Here is a 22,191-nt window from a genome sequence, read left to right on the forward strand (position 1 = left end):
ATTATGGCTAATTTAGATCACAAGAAAAAGGACTGGGTGCTGGTTACTGGTGGTACTAGGGGGATTGGTAAAGCATTGGTACTGGCTTTGGCAAAGGCAGGTTATCGCGCGGTATTTACTTATCAATCATCTTCAGCACAGGCGGACGTACTGTCTGCTGATATAGCGGAATTCGGTGGTGAGGCGTTTGGTTATCAGTGTGACGGTAGTCAGTATGAGCAGGTTGAGCAGTTATGTTCAAAGCTTGTCGAAGAATACGGTAACCCGTTTGGTCTGATCAACAATATGGGGATCACGGGAGATCAACTCGTTTTCTCCATGGATATGGACCTTTATCACAAAGTAATCAATACCAACTTAAACTCTGCGGTTTATTTCAGCAAGTGTCTGGTGCCAGCGATGGCAGAAGAGGGTTGCGGCAGGATCATCAACATGTCTTCGGTGACCGGTTTGAAGGGGAATAAGGGGCAACTTGCCTATGCTGCTACTAAAGCGGGCATGTTGGGGTTGACTAAAACGCTGGCGCTTGAAGTGGCTCGTTTCAATATGACAGTCAATGCCGTCGCGCCTGGTTTTATTGCAACAGAAATGGTCGACAACATTGATGAAAAAGCTAAAAAGCAAATTACCAAACAAGTACCGCTTAAACGGCTAGGTACTGTAGAGGAAGTTGCGGCCATGGTGGATTTTTTACTGGGTGAAACTGCTGGGTATATTACCGGGCAGACCTTTGTCATTGATGGTGGTTTGACGGTTTAAGCTATGGTTTCCAATATAAAACAAACAAAAAAAGTAGATAGCCAATACGATGTTATTTTTGTCGGCGCTGGGCTTGGGAGTTTATCAGCCGCTTCGATGATTGCTCAAAAGGGAAAAAAGGTCCTGGTTGTTGATAAGCACAATATTCCAGGTGGCTATGCGACAAACTTCTCACGAAAGGATTTTGACTTTGATGTTTCATTGCACTCTTTTGATGGTGTGGTCAAAGGCGGTGATTCATACAAAGTAATTGAACTGACCGGGGTAGCAGATAAGGTTGAATTTTTGAGTCACAAGACGCTTTATCACTTTCAACAGGGTGATATAGACATTAAAGCGAAGCACCGTGACATCGAAGATTACAAAAACCAGTTGTTTCACTATTTTCCTGAAGAAAAAGACAACATTATCCGCTTATTTAAAGAAGCTGACAAAAACTACAAGGACATGTGTGGTTTTCTGTTTGCTAAATTGCCTTTTTGGTTAAGGTTTTTAGCGACGCCGTTTTTCTTCAAGCGAATACTTAAGTATGAAAATGATACTGTGGATTCGTTTTTCTCCCGTTTCACACAAAACGAGCGCTTAAAAGCCGTCTTGTCAGCGCAGTGGAGCTACTACGGTTTGCCTGCCAAAGACTTGGCATTTGGTTATTTCTCTTATCCTTTTATAGATTATCTGCGTAATGGTGGTTATTCGATTAAGGGGGGCTCACAAAAACTGTCTGACGCGCTAGTTGAAGTGATTGAAAGCAATGGGGGAACTGTGCTTCTTTCATCTCCAGTGACGGATATTATTGTCAATGAGAAAGGACGTGTCGAAGGCATTGAGTCTAAACGCAGTGGCGTGGTTAGCGCCGACAAGGTCGTTTGTAATATCAGCCCACACGCAGTCGTTTCACTGGTCGGCAAAGACAAGTTTAAACCGCGTTTCCACACTAAGCTTGAAGCACAAAAAATGTCTATTTCGGGGTTTCAGGTATATCTGGGGCTAGACTGCAGCCTGGCTGATTTAGGGGTAAAAGAAGATGAGTATATTCGCTTTTTTGCACCCATGTTGAGTCAAAGAGAGCAGTTCGAATGTCTCCAAAAAGGGGAAGTGTTCGATGGCAAAACAGGCTGGTCTATTAACTATTTCTCTAATGTTGATGACACTTTGTGTGCACCTGGCAAATCAAGTCTTGGGCTATTTACGTTAATTGGCTCTATTGATTGGCACAGTCTCAGCAAAATGGAATACAGAGAGAAAAAGCAACAATTAACACAGATGTTAATTGATAAAGCAGCTGAACAAATTCCGAATCTGAAAGATCACATTGTTGTGTGTGAAGCAGGCTCACCCAGAACAATGACCAAGTTTACCAACAACCCTGGTGGGTCGATTTATGGTTTTGAGCAGAATCTGAAACAGTCTGGCTTATTTAGACGTTTTCCGCAGAAGTATCCAATCAAAGGGTTGTACCAAGTGGGGGCGTATACATTCCCGGGAGCGGGGTTCATCGGCACTATGTTGTCAGGAAAGACTTTGGTTGATAGGTACTTCTAACAGCAGCTTAGGCCTACAACTGATGTTACCCGACAAACGTCACTCATAAAATAACTTCATAAATTTTAGGAAATTATAAGTTTATCTTTTAAGGAGAGAGTAAAGCTATGGCTTACGTTGTTACTGACAACTGCATTAACTGTAAACACACAGAGTGCGTTGATATATGCCCAGCAGATGCATTTCGTGAGGGGTCCAACTTCCTGGTGATTGATCCGAATGAATGTGTTGATTGTGGCTTGTGTGTTCCAGAGTGTCCTGAAGAAGCAATTTTTGCGGAAAGCGAATTGGATGACAGTGATATTCATTTCGTTGAACTCAATGCCGACCTGGCCGTGAAATGGCCTGAAATCTTAGAGTCAAAAGAGCCACTTTCTGATCACCAGAAATGGAGCGGACAACCAGAAAAAATAGAATTTTTGGTTAGCTAATAAAATTAATCATCTACAAAGATACGAACGAGAATAAAATGAGCAATTTAAAAACTCCAGATAGAATCAAGACGCTCGATGATGATCGGTTTGACGTGATTGTTGTTGGTGCGGGAATTGGCGGTCTGACTGCCGCAGCGACGCTTGCCCACAGAGGTAAAAAAGTACTGGTGCTGGATATGCACTATGAAATGGGAGGATGTGCGACTGTCTTCCATCGTAAAGGTAAAGCGTATGAATTTGATGTTGGGCTTCACTATATCGGCGACTGCGGGCCGGAGGGGCTTATCCCTCGGATCCTGCGAGGCGCGGGCATTGATTACAATGAAATTGAGTTCTTAGAGCAAGATCCTGAAGCGTTTGATACCTTATGTTTTCCGGGCTATCGGTTCGGTATTCCAAGAGGGTTTGAGCGCTTTAAAGAAAAGTTACTGGCTGAGTTTCCACAAGAAAAAAAAGGTATTATTCGCTATTTCAAATACCTGGATCAGGTATGGAAATTCATGGGGATCCACTCTAATCCTAAATCTGCGCTATGGATCCTGCCGCAGTGTTTATTGCTGGCCCGATATGCCAACGCCACGGTAAAAGAGTTTCTTGATACCTGTACGCAAGACAAAAAGTTACGTGCCATTTTGACCGGTCAGCTGGGTGTTTATCATCAGCCACCGAGTCGTGCATCAATGGCTGGTCATGCCGGTGTTACCAACCATTTCTTGCAGGGTTCTTTTTACCCATCCGGAGGGGGGCAGGTGTTCTCTGACAAGCTGGGTGAAGCGGTAGAGCGCAATGGCGGAAAGATTCTTTTACGTTCAAAAGTAACCAAAATTTTGGTTGAGAATGGTGCTGTTAAAGGAGTCGAGTTCGAGAACAAAAAGCTGGGGACGAAAACGGTCTATGCCGACAATGTCATCGCAAATGCAGATATTAAGCACACTTTGCTTGAACTGGTAGATAGCAAATGGTTGAAGCCAAAAACACTGAAAAAGACCCGGGATTATGAAATGTCCCCTGCAATGGGCATAGTGTATTTGGGTATTGATCTAGACATGATCAAAGAAGGTCATAAGAATACCAACTACCGCATTTACCCTGATTATGATTACGAAATTGCGTATTCAGCCATTTTCAAAGAAAAGTTCCCGGAAAATCCACACGTCTTCATTGGTAATGCAACCTTAAAGGATCCTCAAAACAAAAACCTGGCACCGGAAGGTATTTATAATTTGCAGCTGATGTCCGTTACGCCGGCTTCTCCAGAAGCATGGGGATTGACAGAAGAAGAGGTCAAAGACGGTTCATACAGGAAAAACCCAGAGTACTTAAAGAAAAAGCAATGGTACGCAGAGCAATTGATAAAAACGGCAGAATCGGTGATCCCGGGTTTGTCCAAACATATCGTATACCAAGATGTTTCGACTCCTTTTTCAGTCACCCGGTTTATCGGTTCATCCGGCGGTACGTCCTATGGGATTGCATTTACACCGGAGCAGTTTTTGCATCGCAGACCAAGCGAAAAAACGGAAGTAAAAGGACTGTATTTATGTGGTGCGTCGACACGTACAGGTCACGGTATTTTTGGTGCCATGACAGGCGGTGTGGAAGCGGCCGCAGCGGTCGCTGGACGGAATGTTCGTTATGACGTTTTAGACTTGGGTAAACGCGCGGTAGCGTCTGCGGAGGCCTAAATATGCTGACTAAGTGGATCATGTGTTTAGTACTGTTCATTGGTTGTTTTGAGCTCCAGTGCGCCACACTCAAATCGGTCACCACCACAGAGATTAAACGTAGCCACCGTAGCCAGCCTGTAAATGTCAGTGGCAAACTTGCACGCAAGACTATTGTCAGACTTGCGTTCAATATTGATGGTCTGGTTGACAAAGTGAATGTGCAAAAAGGGGATGTACTGGCGCAAGGGCAACTGCTGGCCACATTGGACAGCAGAGAAATACGCGCGAAGGTACAGTCTGCGACTTCGGCACATAAAACGGCGTTAGAGGATCATCAGCGCATCTCTGACTTATACAACAAAAACTTGTTGCCTCTGTCTGAAGTTCAGCAGAGCCAAAATCGCCTTGAAGCTGCGTCTTCAGCTCTGGAAATAGCGGCCTTCAACGAAAGCCTATCTACTATCCGCGCCCCGATGGGGGGCGTGGTGGTAGAGAAGCTCGTGGAAGAAAACGAACTGATTAAGGCGCAGCAAACAGCATTCATGATAGCGGTTGATGAAAACGGCTGGATCGTAACCGTTGAGGTTCCGGATCATGATGTTGTGCGCATGAAAATCGGCGATCCCGCAACCGTGACACTCAGTGCCTACAATAGCCAGACCTTTGACGGTCATATAAGCGAAATTGCGGGCCAGGCAAACGCGCAGGGTCTGTTCTCTGTTGATGTTAAATTAAACCAGCATCAAGAGACTTTCCGGGTTGGTTATTTGGCCAGCGTGGAGATTTTACCTCAGGATCAACAGTTGTATAGCTATATCAGTCTTGATTCGGTTGTTGAGGTGAACCAGCGCAAAGCAAAATTCTTCACGATTGACAGACATTCCAGCAAGGTCACGAAAAGAGTGTTAGAGGTCGCTTTTTTAACAGACGACGCGATTGCTGTAAAAGCAGCCATGGGCGAGCATGAAGAAGTGGTCACACAAGGCGCTGAAATGCTGGAAGATGGTGAAGAAGTCGTTGTATTGGAAGGCTTGTAAGGAATGCTCGGATGAAATTTGTCAGTAGTGCACTCGATAACTATCGCTTTACTTTGGTCGTTATCACCACAGTCATCATTTTGGGCGTAGTCTCTTTTTTCACGATGCCTCGTACCGAAGATCCACAGTTGTCATTTCCTATTAATTACATAGTGGCGTTACATCCTGGTACTGCGCCTCTGGATATGGAGCAAATGGTTGTGGACCCGCTGGAAGAGGCTATCAATGAAATTGATGCTTTGAAGGAAATCAGAACCGATATTAAGGATGGGTTGGCAACGTTTCGTGTTGAGTTCGATTACGGCACCGACCCGAACGAAAAGTACAATGAGTTACTGGCTGCCGTCAATGCCGCAAAAAGCAGGTTACCCAGTGATATTGCTAAGCTTGATGTTAAGAAGCTCTCGCCCACAGATGTCAATATTGTGCAAATTGCCTTGGTATCAGAAACAGCAAGCTACCGGCAACTGAGACTTTATGCCGAACGGTTTGAAAAACGATTGGAACGTATTAGTGGGATCCGTCGAGCTGACGTTTGGGGCCTGCCCGATCAGCAGGTACAGATCACACTGGACTTTGACAAAATCCAGCATTACGGCATTTCGCTAACTGATAGCTATCAGGTATTGGTTGGGGAGGCCAGGAATCTTTCAGGCGGTCATGTGAATACAGGGGCCCGAAGACTGACGGTACGCACCAGCGGGCGATATGAAGATTTACAAGCCATTCGCAACACACTTATCCGTTCTAAAGATGGTCAACCCATTTATTTAAAGGATGTGGCAACGATAGAGTTTGTCGATGCAGAGCCCAGGTATATCGCGCGTTTTAATGGCAAGCGAGCGGTTTTTGTGACCGCAATGCAAAATGAAGGGATCAGTGTGTTCACTGTTATGCCCAGAATAAAGAAGTCGTTAGAGCGGCTTAAGCAAACTTTACCTGATGATGTCGTTGCTGAAATAGCGCTTGACCAGTCTAACAGCGTGGCCACTCGGCTGGGTGGCTTTTTTGATAACCTGATATGGGGTTTATCAATGGTAGGGCTCATTGTACTGCTGTTCATGGGCCTCAAGAACATGTTCATTATTGTCATTACCATACCTATTTCAGTATTTATCGGCTTTGGATTATTAGATCAGTCTGGCTTTGGAATAGAGCAAATGTCGATCGTAGGCTTGATCGTTGCGCTGGGCTTACTGGTCGACAACGCCATTGTGGTGACAGAAAACATCACCAGCAAGAAAGACAAAGGCATGAAGAGACAGGAAGCCGCAAAAACAGGGGTGATGGAAGTCAGCTGGGCGGTAACCAGTGGCACTATCACCACTGTGCTGGCTTTTTTGCCTATTTTGTGGATGCAAACCAATGCCGGAGACTTTATCCGCTCTTTGCCCGTTACCGTTGTGTTTACTCTGGTTGCGTCTTTATTCATTGCATTGCTATTCACGCCCCTGTTTGCATCGTTGATCTACAAATTTGAAAGCAAAAAGCGGATCAGCAAACCCGTTTTGGGAAGCGTACTGTTGCGTCGTTTTGCACAGGGACCTTATCAGTTGGTGCTCAAGTGCTGCATGAAATATTCGAAGAGCTTTATTTTTGTTAGTTTGCTGGGCTTTTTTGCCAGCCTTTCGCTGTTCAGTAGCATCGGCTTTAGCTTTATGCCCAAAGCAGAAAATAACCGTTTACTGGTGAATATTAAATTGCCAGAAAATGCGTCTTTGCGACAAACCGAGCAGGTGCTGGACAGGGTGGAGCATGAACTGAAGGACATCGACTTTATTGAGCATTATGCCAGCAATATTGGACATGGTAACCCCAGGATATATTACTCGGAGACACCAACAGCAGAAATGCCGAACCGGGCGCAAATTTTTGTTCAGATTGAAGCGGCAAACAGTCATGAATTTTGGGATGCAACGCAAGTATTAACTGAGCGCTTTAGAAACTTCCCTCTGGCAGAAGTAACAATAAAGGAATTTCAGCAAGGTACACCGATAGAAGCCCCTATTGTCGTGCGCCTGTTTGGTGATGACTTCGAAGTGTTAAATGAGGTATCGCAAACGATCGAACGTCTGGTTGAGCGCACACCGCACACCACCAATGTGCAAAACCCGCTTGGCGATCGAAAGCTCGATTTAAAAGTCAGTATTGATTACGAGCGTGCAGCGCAATTGAACCTGCCGGTTGCTAATATAGATGCGGCTGTAAGGATGAGTCTGGTTGGCAACTACATCGGCCAATACCGGGATAAGTATGGTGATGATTTCCCTATCGTTATTAAATTATCCAAACCCTCTGGCGCGACCATTCCCGACATCAGCAAAATCAAAGTTGAGAATGTATACGGGCAATTGGTGCCGCTTATGCAAGTGGCGAAACTGGAGCTTGTGACGGTTGCGGCGCATATTCAGCACTACAACACTCAGCGATCATCGAAAATTACCGCGGATGTTGAGAAAGGGCACAATGTACAATCGGTTACTCAGCAGGTGCATGAGCAGTTAAAACTCTTGACGCTACCTGATGGTGTGCACTACGAAATTGGGGGTGAACAAAAGTCACAAGGAGAGGCATTCAGAGGCTTCATCAAGTCAATCATTATCGCGCTCTTTGGTATTTTTACCGTCCTGGTGTTTCAGTTCCGTTCATTCAGCCAGCCAGTGATTGTCTTTATTTCAATCCCTTTTGCAATTAGTGGTGCGGTATTGGCCTTGTATGTCACGGGCTATGAGTTTTCCTTTATGGCATTTCTGGGAGTAGCAGGGTTGATAGGTATTGTTGTGAACAACGCGATTATCTTGATTGATTCTGCAAACGGTTATCACGGCGGGGGACACAGTAAATACCAGGCTTGCCTGCAGGCGAGTATTGGGCGTTTACCGCCCGTCATTCTAACGACTATGACAACGATTGTAAGTTTGTTTCCCGTGGCGATGCAAGGGAGTCTGACTTGGTCTCCACTTGCATGGGTAACCATTGGCGGGCTGGCAGTATCGACTTTGATCAGTTTGTTATTAGTACCTGTATTGTATTCATTTTTTGCCGATAAATCGGTGCCAATTTCCCATTCACTTAAGGACGCATAATGATAGAAGTAAGCAAGGCAGAAGCTACAAACCGTGAGGTTTTGGAGGAAGTAACAATACTGTTTTCCGGAGATTCTGGGGATGGCATTCAGCTTATTGGCGACAGATTTGCCTATTCGTCTTCTGTTAAAGGCAACGACATTAGTTGCTTTCCGGATTTCCCCGCAGAGATCCGCGCACCGGCCGGCACAACAGCTGGCGTATCAGGGTTTAAGCTGTGTTTCTCCTCTGAGCCCATTTTAACTCCGGGAGATCATCTCGATGCAATGGTGGCAATGAATCCGGCGGCATTGAAACAGAATATCAGTGAGCTAAGCGACAATGGCATCTTGATTATAAATAGTGACAGCTTTAAAGAGAAAGACTGTGTTAAAGCCGGTTATCAGGAAAACCCGTTAAAGACTGGGGAGTTAGACCGTTTTCGATTGGTTGAGATACCGTTGACACAATTGACGCTTGACGCACTAAGCTCCTTGAATTTACCAAGAAAAAAAGCGCTGCTGTGTAAAAACATGTTGTCATTGGGGGTCGTTTGTTGGCTCTATGAGCGTCCAATCGAAGAGCTTGAGAACTGGCTTGACGCTAAATTTGGCAAGCAGCACTTGTTGAGTGAAGCCAATAAAAAGGCGCTGCACAGCGGTTACAATTATGCCGATACGATTGAGCTGTTTGATGCCGGGTTTCGTGTACCAAAAGCAAACCTGCCGAAGGGGAGATATCGCCATATTACGGGTAATGAGGCCTTAGCGCTTGGCGCTGTGGTGGCTTCTATAAAATGCAAAAGAGAACTCTTTTTTGCCAGTTACCCAATCACACCGTCGTCAGATGTACTGCACAGTCTGGCGCGATACAAAAACTTCGGCGTTAAAACCTTTCAGTCAGAGGATGAAATCTCGGCGATGGGCGCCGTAGTTGGCGCCTCATTTGCCGGTAATTTGGCATTAACGAGTACCAGTGGGCCGGGGTTAGATCTCAAACAAGAAATGCTCGGTTTGGCGGTTATGGCTGAGCTTCCTGCCGTTGTATTTAATATTCAACGTGCAGGGCCTTCTACGGGTATGCCGACAAAGACGGAACAAACCGATTTGCTCGCTGCTTTATATGGTCGTCATGGCGAATGTGAAGTGCCTGTTTTAGCCCCTTCTACACCAGCAGACTGCTTTACTATGGCGATTGAAGCATTTCGGATTGCAGTCACCTATATGACACCTGTCATTGTGCTAAGCGATGGTTACCTGGCCAACAGTGCCGAGCCTTGGCAGATCCCCACAGACGAAGACATTGATGGTTTTTCTGTTGCCAATTTACCTGCACAGAGTGACGGTGCTTTATTTCAAAGATGCCCCAACACGCTGGCTCGATCTTGGGTGTTACCAGGTCAAAAAGGGCTTGAGCACCGTTTAGGTGGACTGGAGCGAGACTACGACAAAGGCGCCATCAGCTATGATCCTGACAACCACTTTAAAATGGTTTTGACGCGCAAAGAAAAAATAAAGCGCATCAGTAAAGACATTTCGCCAATCAGTGCAGATGAGTACAGTGGTGCAGATGTGTTGGTTGTGGCGTGGGGGTCGACTCATGGCGCATTACACACGGCCGTACAACAACTTAAAAGTGAAGGATATGCGATAGACCATCTGCATTTGCGTAATTTAAATCCATTGCCGGAAGGGTTGGGTGATTGCTTGCGCCGTTATCGCAAAGTGTTAGTCGCAGAGCTTAATTTGGGGCAGCTCAATAGTGTTTTAAAAAATCACTGGTCAATTGAAACTGAAGTCTTACAAAAAGTAAGTGGTATGCCATTCAAAATTGATGAAGTTTACCAGCACTGCAAACAGCTTCTGACAGACAATAGCCAGTAAAGGAATAACCATGAGTATTGTAGAGAAAATAGACGTCGTAACTAAGTTGAGTAAAGCAGACTTCGCATCTGATCAGGAAGTGAGATGGTGTCCGGGGTGTGGCGATTACGCCATTTTGGCTGGAATACAAAAAGTACTGCCAGAGTTAAATACGCCGAAGGAGAATTTTGTTTTTGTATCGGGTATCGGCTGCTCAAGCCGGCTGCCTTATTACCTGAGCACCTATGGCTTTCATACATTGCATGGCCGAGCGCCCACTGTTGCAACCGGTATCAAGCTGGCAAACCCGGAACTGTCAGTCTGGGTTATCACCGGGGATGGAGATGCACTTAGTATCGGCGCAAATCATTTATTGCATTTACTAAGACGCAATATCAATGTGAATATTCTGCTGATAAACAACCGAATTTATGGACTAACCAAAGGTCAATACTCACCGACTTCGGAGCAAGGCAAGGTCACAAAGAGCAGCCCTTTGGGCAGTATTTCCGGGCCGGTTGACCCAGTGTCGTTTGCGTTAAATGCGGGTGCGACCTTTGTGGCAAGAGCAATTGATAAAGATGCGAAAGGGTTGCAGAAGATCTTAAAGCAAGCTGCAGAACACCAAGGTGCTTCGTTTGTTGAAATTTATCAAAATTGCCATGTCTTCAATGATGGCGCTTTTGAAGCCGCAACAGCCCGGGATACAAAGGACGATGCAACGGTTCAGCTTGTGGACGGTGAGCCTCTGGTGTTTGGGAGTACGGATAAAAAAGCCATTGTTTTGGACGGGCTGGAAGCAAAGGTTGTATCTGTCAACAGTGAGTCTTTACCTGACAACGCACTGGTTCATACGACCGGCAGTGATAATGAAGCATATGATGCCTTGCTGAGTAGTTTCCAGCATAAGGGGTTACCTTTGCCGGTAGGGGTTTTCAGACAATTGCGAAAGCCAACCTACGAGCAGGGGATGATTGAACAGCAGCAAAGCAGCATTGAAAGTCAAGGAGAAGGCAGTATTGAGGCGCTATTGACTGGTGGTAGTTATTGGTTTCATGAGTAATGCAGGATTCTGATGTGTGAACGAAACTGTATAGGCTTCTATAAATAAGAGGCTAACTCATATATTTGGCCTATACTGGTTGCAATAGTTCGTTGTGAAATAAACATACACATGGTTACTTCCATAGGCCTTTGGGTGTTGTCACTACAGCTGAATATCAGCACCACGCAACCAGTACAGCTCCTCTATAACGACTGGACCAGTCAGCAAGTGCTTTCCCACATTGTTGCAAATATCTTTACTGAGTTGGGTTACCAGACCGAGTTTATTGAGGCAAAAACAGAAGGCCAGTGGTTTTTGCTTAAAGCCGGGATGGCTGATGTGCAGGTTGAAGTCTGGGAAGGCACGATGGCAGACAAATACGCACAGCTGATGCAAAGCCAGGTGATTGTTGATCTGGGTGACTATAGTTTAAAAACCCGCGAGGACTGGTGGTATCCCTTGTATGTAAAGCAGCATTGTCCCGGGCTGCCGCATTGGCAGGCATTGCTTCAGTGTGCTGAGGTGTTTGCCAGGCCTGGCTCTCAGGGGAAGGGCGTGTACATTGCGGGTCCCTGGGAAAAGCCTGACAGGGCCAGGATCCGGGCATTGCAGTTGCCGTTTGTGGTTGAACAGGTCGAAAGTGGTGAGGCTTTGTGGAAAAAGCTCGCCATTGCCCACAAAATCAAGCAACCCATATTAATGTTTAACTGGACGCCAAACTGGGTGGGCGCGGTCTATCCGGGCGAATTTGTTGAATTCCCTGACTTTGATGTACGCTGCGAAACAGAACCTGGTTGGGGCGTTAATCCCAAGTTTTTGTTTGACTGCGGCAATCCCAAATCTGGCTGGCTAAAAAAAATTGTCAGCACAGAGTTTTTTGACCAGCACCCTTGCCTGGCAAAGGGCCTACGCCAGTTTGATATGAACAGCACTACGCTTGAGCAGCTGGCTGCCATGGTTAACCTGGAAAATTTTACGCCAGCGCTGGTTGCAAAACACTGGCTTGAAAACAATCAGGCCACATGGCGTAAGTGGTTTGTTGCGTGTATTAATTAGCCCGACATAGTTAAATAAAACAACATGATTGCAGATCTTGAACTAAGCTTTTAATACCTGTCGATTTTACAAGTCAGGATGACGCCGGGGGTGCTGTGAGCATCAAATTAAAACTTATTGTAAGCGTCTCAACTCTGGTAACTATTGCGCTCGTTGTTCTATCCGTGAGTATTGGTATTGTGACCCAAAAAGATGTGGTCAACACGCTGACCAGCCAGATCCAACATCGTCTGGTGGGCCTCAGAGATGCAAAGAAAGAGCAGTTAACGGCGTACTTTGACTTCATTAATGGTCAGTTGCTCACTTTGGCCAAAAGTGAAGCCACTCGTGATGCGGCAATCCAATTTACCAACACCTTTAAGCAAGTGGGTCCACAGCCTGATGAAGGGGCGCTGAGCCGTTATTACCGTGACGAGTTTGGGCAGGTATTTGCACAAAGAAACGGTACATCCACGGATACGCGACGCCTGTTAGGGGCATTGGATAAACCTGCCAGATACTGGCAGGACAAGTACATTGCGCAAAATACCCATCCACTGGGCAGCAAAAACGCCCTGAGCGGTTTGCAAGATGGCAGCAGCTATGACACGGCTCACCGGCTACACCATCCCTTTTTTAATGCCTTTTTAGAGCGCTTTGGGTATTACGATATCTTTATTGTCGACGCACAGAGCGGTCATGTGGTGTATTCCGTATTTAAAGAGCTGGACTATGCAACTTCACTGTTGCGCGGGCCTTATGCGCAAAGTGGGCTTGGGGAGGTGTTCAGGGCCGCCAGAGCACTCCCTTCCGGTGAGGTGGCTTTTGTCGATTTTGCTCCTTATTTGCCTTCTTATAATGCGGCTGCGTCCTTTGTCGCGACGCCAATAGTTAAAGACGGCGATACTCTGGCTGTGCTGGCTTTTCAAATGCCGATTGACAGACTCAATGATATTCTGACTTATCAACAGAACTGGCAAGCACGGGGGCTTGGAGAGTCCGGCGAGACCTACCTGGTGGGCAGTGACTTTAAAATGCGCAGCATGAGTCGCTTTTTACTGGAAGATAAAGCCGGTTATTTGCAGGTACTCAAAAACGCGAATGTGGATCCACAAACGATTGCCGCAATAGACAGGTTCGACACCTCGGTTGGTTTGCAAAGCGTTCGCACGCAGGCAGTAGAAGCGGCACTGTCGGGTCGCACTGGCTTTGCCATCATTAAAGATTATCGCAATGTCGCGGTGGCATCTGCTTATACCTATGTCGAAATTAACGGTAAAACCTGGGCGCTGTTGAGTGAGCTGGATCAGTCAGAAGCCTTTGCGGATGTGGAGGAAATAACATACCAGATCACCACCATGGCGACCATGATTACAGCCATTCTGATAGTCATTGCGTTATTCTGCGCCTGGCTGCTAGGTAACATTATAGCAACGCCCATTCAAAAGATGAGCCGGTTCATTAATCGGGTTGCGACGTCTCTGGATTTAATTCAGCGGTTTGATGAGTCAAATAGCCAGGATGAAATGGGGCAGGTAGAGCGCGCGTTAAACTCTATGTTTGAAACCTTTGCCGATACCTTGAACCAGGTGAATAGTAGCGCCGAAACGCTATCCAGCCAGATGGGCCAGCTACAAGCCAATTTCGCACAGCTGACGAACAAGAGCGACACGCAAACGGATTTAACGGTGCACATTGCTGCGGCAATGGAGCAAATGGCCGCGACCTCAGAAGATGTGGCAAAAAATGCGCAGTTCACCAGCGAAGCCAGTCACGATGCAGTGAGTGCGTCTGAGCAGGGGAAGAGTAACGTGGCCAAGAATATGCAGTCATCCCGCAGCCTGGAGCAGGCGATGGACCTGACCATGCAACAAATGACGGCGTTACAGGAACAATCCAATAACATCAGCCAGGTGCTGGAGGTGATCCAGACCATCGCCGAACAAACCAATTTACTGGCATTGAATGCCGCGATAGAAGCCGCGCGAGCGGGAGAGCAGGGCAGGGGGTTCTCTGTGGTGGCTGATGAGGTCAGATCTTTGGCGCAAAGAACACAGCAGTCGACAGAAGAGATCAACCGCATGATCCAAGGTTTGCAAAGTGGCTCGGCAAGTGCGATGTCGGCGATTCAGGAAGCGCATGCACTAACAGAAAACAACCTATCCTCAACGGATTCCACGCGGGACTCTTTGCAGCACATTAACGACCAAATTTGCAAAATTGAAGCCTTCAATGAGCAAATGGCAACAGCGGCGACAGAGCAAAGTGCGGTGGCCAAAGACGTTACCCAACAATTATCAGACATTACAAGCCTGGCGCAGGCTAACTGCGCGATTATCACACAGGTCAACGAAATGGCCTCTGCTGCGGATGAGGATGCACGATTGCTCAAGCAGCAGATCAGTAAATTTCATTTATAGCGCAGGCGCTCAGGCGGATCTGCGCACAATCAGTTTGGGTGGTAGCAGAGTATCTGTTACCGCTTCCCCTTTGATTAAATTAAGCAGGTTGTTAACCAGCATTTGTCCTGCAAGAGTGGTATTTTGCTGTACCGTGGTGAGTGCTGGTGAAATAAAACTGGCTGCGGCAATATTGTCAAAGCCGACAACGGCGACATCGCCAGGCACATCCTTACCGGCCTCTTTCAGTGCTTTCAGGGCACCTATGGCTATCAGATCGCTGGCTGCGAACAGGGCATCAAACTGGATATTGTTTGCCAGCAAGGAGCGAGTAGCATGATAACCAGACTCTTCGGTTGAGATAGCGTTGGCGATTTGACGCTCGGATAAGCTATGGCCCTGGGCTGTCAGGGTATCCCGAAAGCCTTTGAAGCGAGCAAAAAACTCCGGACTGTGGTCAGATGCATCACCGATAAATACATATTGTGAGCGGTTTTGCTGTAACAGGTGTTCGGCTGCCAGTTTGCCGCCGCCATAATTATCACAGCTTACAGTTAAATCTTCACGTCCATCGACCGTTGCACCCCAGCAAACAAACTTGGTGTCCTGAGCAAGCAGTTGCTGAAGCCGGGACTGATAGTCCATATAATCACCATAACCCAGTAAAATAATGCCATCGGCACGGTGACTGTCTTCATAATCTGCTCGCCAGTCCTGACTGGAGGATTGAAATGAAACCAGCAGGTCGTAGCCCTGTTTTGCACAGGCACGGGTGATGCTCCCGAGCATGTTAAGAAAGAAAGGGTTAATCTGTGACTCGTCCCCGGTCGGATCTTCAAACAATAACAGCGCCAGCGTGCTGCTTTGCTGAGTCCGCAGGTTACTGGCATTTTTGTCGACCTTATAATTGAGCTGCTTTGCGACTTCCCAGACGCGGCGCCGGGTCTCGTCATTTACCAGCGGGCTGTTTCGCAACGCGCGCGACACGGTAGACTGAGAGACACCCGCAAAGTGGGCGATATCAAAAGAAGTGGCTTTGCCTTTTGGTTTCATAGTGTATTTGTTCTGAGTGATAACCTGATTATTGTCAGCGAATGAATAAAATTTGCAAGCGCAATCTCCATGTTGCTGCCCAGCGAGCCTAATTGACCGACCTGATCATTAAAAATAGTACCGCGCTGCAAAATAATTGCTGTGAAAATGCTCAGTTAGTGAATGACGCATCGATTGGGCGAAAATTTTTATTGCCTCCATCTGACACCGGTGTCATAATGTCACTGTTTTATCATTTTGTTGTCAAAACGTATTGGCTGTCCCTCCGGGGGCAGCATTTTTTCAGCTGAACGTGCAAAGTTATCTTGCTGAATCTTGGCATCATCACCCAAGCCAGTTACCTTGGAAGTTGTGCACTCAGTGCACCCGGATAAAAGAGAAAAACAACATGAGCCAGACAACACCTCATAGCTCGAATGACAAAGACCAGGCTTTTGAGCCCATTGTCGTTGCCGATATTGGCGGCACCAACGCCCGCTTTGCTGTCGTAACCCATTACGATTCGAGCACCAATCAGTTTATTATTAGTCATCAGTCTACGTATCCTAGCGCCGAATTCCCCTCTTTTGAAACTGCCATCAGTCGCTACCTTAATGAACTGCCAATTGCCAAACCAACACGCGCGTGTTTGGCTGTTGCGGGTCCTGTAAAAGCACAGCAGGTTTATCTGACCAATCTGGGTTGGCAGTTCAATAGTCAGGATATTAAACAGCAATTTGGTTTCAATGAATTGGCCGTCATCAATGATTTTGCTGCCTTTGCCTACGCCGCACCTTACCTGGATCCAAAACAAAACATAGAAATAAAATCAGGTCAGGCCCAGGCGGGAGCCAATATTGCGGTGATGGGGCCGGGGACCGGGTTTGGCGCAGCGTGTCTGGCCCGCGACATTAACGGCAGCGCGGTGATGAGCTGTGAAGCTGGCCATATCAGTCTGGCCGCAGTCACTGAGCTGGATCAGCAACTGCTGGCCGCGCTCAAGCAAGAGATTGCCCATGTCTCTGTTGAAGAAGTGTTTTCAGGTCGTGGTCTGGCGCATTTATATCAGGCAATGGCAAAAGTAAAAGGTGTGCCTGCTGAGCGATTAAGTGCAGCGCAGATCAGTGAACGTGCCGCTGAGTGCGATATTTGCGATGCTACCTTAAATCATTTCTGCGACTGGATTGGCAGTGTGGCGGGCGATCTGTCTTTAACCTTCGGTGCTCTGGGTGGGGTGTTTATTGGTGGTGGTATTTTACCGCGCATGGCCGAGCGACTAAAATCAAGTCAGTTTACAGAGCGCTTTGTTACCAAAGGACCGATGAGCCAGTATGCAGGCCAGATCCCCGTTACCTTAGTGGTGCAGGAAAATATTCCTTTGATTGGTGCTGCTGCGTGTTTACATGAGCGCGCGAGTACCAGATAGTCAGGACAAGTGTAATGAAGAAAGTGACCATTAACAGCGTCGCACAGTATGCGGGGGTGTCGAAAAAGACCGTATCCCGCGTACTGAACAATGAGCCCAATGTCAGCCCGGCAACCCGAGAAAAAGTGCTCAAGGTGTTTAAAGAGCTCGACTACCGACCCAACCCCATTGCCCGGGGACTGGCGCGTAATAAGAGCTTTATAATTGGTTGTTTGTACGACAACCCGAGTAAAAGCTATATCACCCGGGTGCAAAGCGGTGCGTTAGAAGCGTGTCATAAGCACAATTACAACTTACTGATCCACCCGTGTGAACTCAGGGGCGAAGCGTTGATTGACAATATCGATCAATTGCTGACCACGTCTCGTCTTGATGGGCTGGTGTTGACACCGCCGTTTTCGGACTCTCGGGAGTTAATCGAGTTTCTAAAACGAAAGAACATCAATTACGCGCTGGTGGCATCTGCTATTCAGGACGATGATTCAATTTCTGTTTGTAGCAATGACGAGCAGGGTGCCTTTGAGCTAACCGAGCACCTGATTGCGCTTGGACACACCGACATTGCGTTTATTAAAGGCCATCCGGATCACAGCGCCACAGAAAACCGTTTTAACGGATATAAACGGGCGCTTGAACAGCACCAAATTCCATTGCAAGAGCGACTTGTCGCCGAGGGTAACTTCAGTTATCACTCCGGGGCTGACAGCGCCAAAGCGATATTAGATTTAACCCCCAGGCCCTCTGCGGTATTCGCATCAAACGACTACATGGCGGCTGCGGTACTGAAGCTGGCGACACAACGCCAGTTGCGGGTACCGGAAGATTTGTCCATTGCAGGGTTCGATAACGCGCCGATCGCCAGACATATCTGGCCGGGTCTGACGACCATTGCACAACCAGTGGAAGAGATGACTCGTCAGGCGGTAGAGCAACTGATATTGCAGATCTCAGAGCCGCAGGACACGGTTTATCAGTGTGTCCTGGAGGCGCGCCTGATCACCCGCGAATCAACGGCCGCAAACCACTAAATCCCATTTTTATACTTGCCCAAAGCCCGGCCATCATTGGTCGGGCTTTTTTTGTTCATTATTTGGTCACTGATGAAATTTAGACTAAATTTAATGTAAGGGTTGACACCGGTGTCAGAAACATGAGTAAATATAGTGACACCGGTGTCAGGTTGGGGTGAGAGACAACCTGACAGCGTACCTTTGAACGGGTAAATCAAAGCTGCTCAGTACAGGGAGAGCTGTACTGAGCCTTTTCCTCTAACAATAGAGAGTTGAATTATGTTGCATCCTCGAATTCATGAAGTCACTCAACGCGTTATCACCCGCAGTCAGCAATCTCGTCAGGCCTATCTTGAGCGCATAGAAGAAGCAAAAAAACAAACTCGCGTCAGAGCCGGACTAGGCTGTGGTAACCTGGCACACGTGATGGCGGCCTGTTCGAGCAGTGACAAAGCCAGATTAAAAGCCGATGAACAGCCAAACCTGGCGATCATCAATGCCTACAACGACATGTTGTCTGCCCATGTCCCTTATAAAGAATACCCAGATCAAATCAAAGCCATTGCCGAAAAGTTTGATGCCACAGCGCAGGTTGCCGGTGGTGTCCCTGCGATGTGTGACGGTGTAACGCAAGGCCGTGATGGCATGGAGTTGTCGCTGTTCTCTCGTGACGTCATCGCAATGTCGACGGCGGTTGCCCTGTCACACGATGTGTTTGACGGCGTGTTTTGTCTTGGCGTATGCGACAAAATCGTCCCGGGGTTACTGATTGGCGCGCTGTCATTTGGTCATCTTCCTATTTACTTCCTGCCTGCCGGTCCAATGCAGTCGGGTATTCCAAACAAAGAAAAGGCACGCGTCAGACAGAAGTTTGCGCAAGGGCTGGTCAGCCGTGAAGAGTTGCTGGAAGCAGAAAGTGCGTCTTACCACAGTGCGGGTACCTGTACTTTCTATGGCACCGCCAACTCAAACCAGATGCTGATGGAAATCATGGGCCTGCATTTACCGGGCAGTTCATTTATCAACCCGTACACCGAATTACGCGAAGGCCTTACAGCCAGTGCGGTTGAGACCATGTTGAAGCAACTGTTGGGCGATGGGCCGGTTAACAGTCTGGCGGATGTCGTTAGTGAAAAAACCGTCATTAACGGCCTGGTTGGTTTGCTGGCAACGGGTGGGTCTACCAACCATGCTATCCACCTGGTAGCGATGGCCAAGGCCGCAGGTGTTCAAGTCACCTGGAAAGACATGGCCGACTTGTCTGAAGTGGTGCCATTACTGACACGTATCTATCCCAATGGTTCAGCCGATGTGAATCACTTCCAGGCTGCCGGTGGTATGGGCTTCTTGATGCGCGAATTGCGTGATGCCGGTTACCTGCACAATGATGTTAAAACCATCGTCGGTGAAGGTTTAGATGCCTACACCCAGGAGCCAGTACTGGATGTTGACCCGACACTCATCATGACTGACAGCACGGGTCCTGCGAAAGTGAAGTGGGTAGATTGCCCGGCAGACTCTTTGGATGAAGAGGTACTCAGACCGGTATCGAATCCATTTAACAAACAGGGTGGTTTGCAGCTGCTAAGCGGTAACTTAGGCAAGTCAGTGATCAAGGTATCGGCGGTTGCAGAGCAACATCAGGTGGTCTCGGCGCCTGCCAAAGTATTCAGTTCACAAGCTGCATTGCAAGAAGCGTATACCCGTGGCGAGCTAAACCAGGACTTCATTGCCGTACTGAAAGAGCAAGGTCCGAAGGCAAAAGGGATGCCTGAGCTACATAAGTTGACGCCAGTGATGGCAAGCTTGCAGGACGAAGGCTTCAAAGTCGCTATTGTCACAGACGGCCGGATGTCAGGTGCATCGGGTAAAGTGCCTGCGGCTATTCACCTGGCACCAGAAGCCGTTGAAGGCGGACCAATTGCAAAAGTGCGCGAGGGCGATTTGATCACGCTGGATGCACCTAAAGGTGAATTGGTTCTGCATGTCAGCGATGAAGAGCTGGCACAGCGAGAAATTGAATTAACTGAAGTAGGGCCAACTTTTGGTACGGGTCGTGAACTATTTAGCGGCTTCAGAAATATTGTCAGCAGCGCCGATTTAGGTGCAAGTGCATTCGGCATAGAAGAATAACAGCAACTGGGAATGAGGACATTATGAGCATTAAAGAGATTTTATCAGCGGCGCCGGTAGTACCTGTTATCGTCATTGATGACCTGGAAGATGCCGTGCCATTGGCACAGGCGCTATATCGTGGTGGCTTGCGTGCACTGGAAGTAACGTTGCGCACACCGGTTGCTGCACAAGCGGTTAAAGCCATGAAAGAAGCGGTGCCAGAGGCCTACGTCGGGACAGGAACCGTCGTTGACAAAGCATCATTCGATGCTTCCGTCGAGGCCGGTGCTGATTTTATGGTGAGCCCGGGCGTTAGCTCTGAGCTACTGGCGCTGGCAAAAGACTCGGACATTCCGTTTCTGCCGGGTGCCGCAACGCCAAGCGAAGCGATGGAGCTGGCTGCACAGGGTTTTCAATTTCTGAAGTTTTTCCCGGCAGAGGCTGCCGGTGGTACTGCCATGCTGAAATCAATTGGCGGTCCGCTTCCTCAGGTAACGTTTTGTCCAACTGGTGGAATAAGCCTGGAGACAGCGCCTAACTATCTGGCACTTAAAAATGTGATCTGTGTTGGCGGAACCTGGATGCTGGATAAAACACTGATCGCAAACAAAGACTGGCAAGCCATTGAAGCGCTTGCTCGACAAGCAAGTGAAGTAAACTAATTTAGGGGAATAGGGTTATGATTAATATTGCAATTAATGGCTATGGCCGTATCGGTCGAAATGTACTCAGAGCACTGTATGAATCAGGTCAGAATGATCAGGTAAAGATTGTTGCTATTAACGACTTGGCACCAGCGCAAACCAACGCGCACCTGACGCAGTTTGATTCTGTACATGGGCGTTTTAACTTCCCGGTTGAACTAAAAGACAATACGCTCGTCATCGGTGAAGACGAAATCACACTGACTCAGGAGCGCGACCCTGCCCAATTACCCTGGCGTGACCTGAACGTAGACATCGTGCTTGAATGTACTGGCTTGTTTACTTCACGCGAAACAGCGGGCAAGCACATCGCCGCGGGTGCGAAAAAAGTCATCGTATCTGCCCCTGGTACAGATATGGATGCCACCGTAGTGCATGGCGTAAACAGTGAAGTGCTTAATGCAGATTGCAATATCATTTCAAACGCGTCTTGTACTACTAACTGTTTGGCGCCAGTGGCCAAAGCGCTTAACGATACTATCGGTATTGAACAGGGTAGCATGACCACCATTCATGCCTACACCAATGACCAAAACCTGTGTGACGTGTACCACAAAGATCTGTACCGCGCGCGCAGTGCAACGCAGTCGATGATCCCGACCAAAACCGGTGCTGCTAAAGCGGTAGGCCTGGTGTTGCCTGAACTTGCGGGTAAACTGGATGGTATGGCTGTACGTGTACCTACCGTGAATGTATCTTTGGTTGACCTGACCTTTATTGCCAAGCGTGAAACCTCTGCTGAGGAAGTCAACGAGATCCTAAAAGGCGCAGCTGAAGGCGCAATGGCGGGCATTCTTGAATATAACACCTTGCCGCTGGTTTCTGTCGATTTCAATCATCATCCGGCATCGTCAATCTTTGATGCGACTCAGACCAAAGTAGATGGCAAGCTGGTTAAAGTAATGGCCTGGTACGACAACGAATGGGGTTTCTCAAATCGTATGCTTGATCAGGTAAAAGTACTGGGCGGCTTTTTGTAAGCTCAGCTCGTAAGCAAATGTTTCTTGCGCCATATCAGCCCTGCATAATGCAGGGCTTTTTTGTGGCCGGTTAAGCACC

At 47.6% G+C, this 22,191-nt stretch carries 16 protein-coding genes; 15 read left to right on the forward strand and 1 reads right to left on the reverse strand.

Annotated features, from left to right (window positions below; all coding sequences use genetic code 11):
* Nucleotides 1-3: 3 nt before the first annotated feature.
* The 10 genes from fabG to L1285_RS23870 all read left to right on the forward strand — a co-directional run bounded on the left by fabG (nt 4) and on the right by L1285_RS23870 (nt 14,866).
* Complete coding sequence (gene fabG / locus L1285_RS12300; RefSeq protein WP_235412557.1) at nt 4-759, forward strand: 3-oxoacyl-ACP reductase FabG; 756 nt, start codon at nt 4-6, stop codon at nt 757-759.
* A 3-nt stretch (nt 760-762) separates the two neighbouring features.
* A complete protein-coding gene (locus L1285_RS12305) occupies nt 763-2,301 on the forward strand; it encodes a phytoene desaturase family protein (protein WP_235412558.1) in 1,539 nt (512 codons plus the stop codon).
* A 107-nt stretch (nt 2,302-2,408) separates the two neighbouring features.
* Complete coding sequence (gene fdxA, locus L1285_RS12310; RefSeq protein ID WP_046003187.1) at nt 2,409-2,732, forward strand: ferredoxin FdxA; 324 nt, start codon at nt 2,409-2,411, stop codon at nt 2,730-2,732.
* A gap of 38 nt (nt 2,733-2,770) precedes the next feature.
* A complete protein-coding gene (locus L1285_RS12315) occupies nt 2,771-4,420 on the forward strand; it encodes a phytoene desaturase family protein (RefSeq protein ID WP_235412559.1) in 1,650 nt (549 codons plus the stop codon).
* A 2-nt stretch (nt 4,421-4,422) separates the two neighbouring features.
* Entirely contained in the window at nt 4,423-5,439 is a 1,017-nt protein-coding gene (locus tag L1285_RS12320; RefSeq protein WP_046003185.1) for an efflux RND transporter periplasmic adaptor subunit, read from the forward strand.
* Between the two features lie 11 nt (nt 5,440-5,450).
* Complete coding sequence (locus L1285_RS12325; protein ID WP_235412560.1) at nt 5,451-8,525, forward strand: efflux RND transporter permease subunit; 3,075 nt, start codon at nt 5,451-5,453, stop codon at nt 8,523-8,525.
* On the forward strand, nt 8,525-10,387 hold the full coding sequence (locus L1285_RS12330) for a 2-oxoacid:acceptor oxidoreductase subunit alpha (protein WP_235412561.1): 1,863 nt from the start codon (nt 8,525-8,527) through the stop codon (nt 10,385-10,387). Before L1285_RS12325 ends, L1285_RS12330 begins: the two co-directional genes overlap by 1 nt.
* Nucleotides 10,388-10,397: 10 nt before the next feature.
* Nucleotides 10,398-11,429, forward strand: coding sequence for a 2-oxoacid:ferredoxin oxidoreductase subunit beta (locus L1285_RS12335; RefSeq protein WP_235412562.1), 1,032 nt, complete (start codon nt 10,398-10,400; stop codon nt 11,427-11,429).
* Nucleotides 11,430-11,540: 111 nt separating this feature from the next.
* Nucleotides 11,541-12,467: an ABC transporter substrate-binding protein gene (locus tag L1285_RS12340; protein WP_235412563.1), complete on the forward strand. Its 927-nt coding sequence runs from the start codon at nt 11,541-11,543 to the stop codon at nt 12,465-12,467.
* A 95-nt stretch (nt 12,468-12,562) separates the two neighbouring features.
* Nucleotides 12,563-14,866: a methyl-accepting chemotaxis protein gene (locus L1285_RS23870; RefSeq protein ID WP_235412564.1), complete on the forward strand. Its 2,304-nt coding sequence runs from the start codon at nt 12,563-12,565 to the stop codon at nt 14,864-14,866.
* Nucleotides 14,867-14,875: 9 nt separating this feature from the next.
* Here L1285_RS23870 and L1285_RS12350 read toward each other — a convergent pair whose 3' ends face one another.
* The gene (locus L1285_RS12350) at nt 14,876-15,898 is read right to left on the reverse strand and encodes a LacI family DNA-binding transcriptional regulator (protein ID WP_235412565.1); all 1,023 of its coding nucleotides are present in this window, start codon (nt 15,896-15,898) and stop codon (nt 14,876-14,878) included.
* 388 nt (nt 15,899-16,286) lie between these two features.
* Here L1285_RS12350 and glk point away from each other — a divergent pair, with 388 nt between their 5' ends.
* The 5 genes from glk to gap all read left to right on the forward strand — a co-directional run bounded on the left by glk (nt 16,287) and on the right by gap (nt 22,112).
* Nucleotides 16,287-17,303 (forward strand): glucokinase, encoded by a 1,017-nt coding sequence (gene glk, locus L1285_RS12355; RefSeq protein WP_046003178.1) that lies wholly within the window; start codon nt 16,287-16,289, stop codon nt 17,301-17,303.
* Nucleotides 17,304-17,317: 14 nt separating this feature from the next.
* Nucleotides 17,318-18,331, forward strand: coding sequence for a LacI family DNA-binding transcriptional regulator (locus L1285_RS12360; protein ID WP_235412566.1), 1,014 nt, complete (start codon nt 17,318-17,320; stop codon nt 18,329-18,331).
* Nucleotides 18,332-18,592: 261 nt separating this feature from the next.
* The gene (edd, locus tag L1285_RS12365) at nt 18,593-20,446 is read left to right on the forward strand and encodes a phosphogluconate dehydratase (RefSeq protein ID WP_235412567.1); all 1,854 of its coding nucleotides are present in this window, start codon (nt 18,593-18,595) and stop codon (nt 20,444-20,446) included.
* A 23-nt stretch (nt 20,447-20,469) separates the two neighbouring features.
* Nucleotides 20,470-21,090 carry a bifunctional 4-hydroxy-2-oxoglutarate aldolase/2-dehydro-3-deoxy-phosphogluconate aldolase gene (locus L1285_RS12370; RefSeq protein ID WP_235412568.1) on the forward strand — a complete coding sequence of 207 codons (621 nt, stop codon included), beginning with the start codon at nt 20,470-20,472 and terminating at the stop codon, nt 21,088-21,090.
* A gap of 17 nt (nt 21,091-21,107) precedes the next feature.
* A complete protein-coding gene (gene gap, locus L1285_RS12375) occupies nt 21,108-22,112 on the forward strand; it encodes a type I glyceraldehyde-3-phosphate dehydrogenase (protein ID WP_046003174.1) in 1,005 nt (334 codons plus the stop codon).
* The last annotated feature ends 79 nt before the right edge of the window (nt 22,113-22,191 follow it).

Origin of the sequence: Pseudoalteromonas sp. DL2-H2.2, from assembly GCF_021532535.1 — a bacterium.
GTDB lineage: Bacteria > Pseudomonadota > Gammaproteobacteria > Enterobacterales > Alteromonadaceae > Pseudoalteromonas > Pseudoalteromonas rubra_A.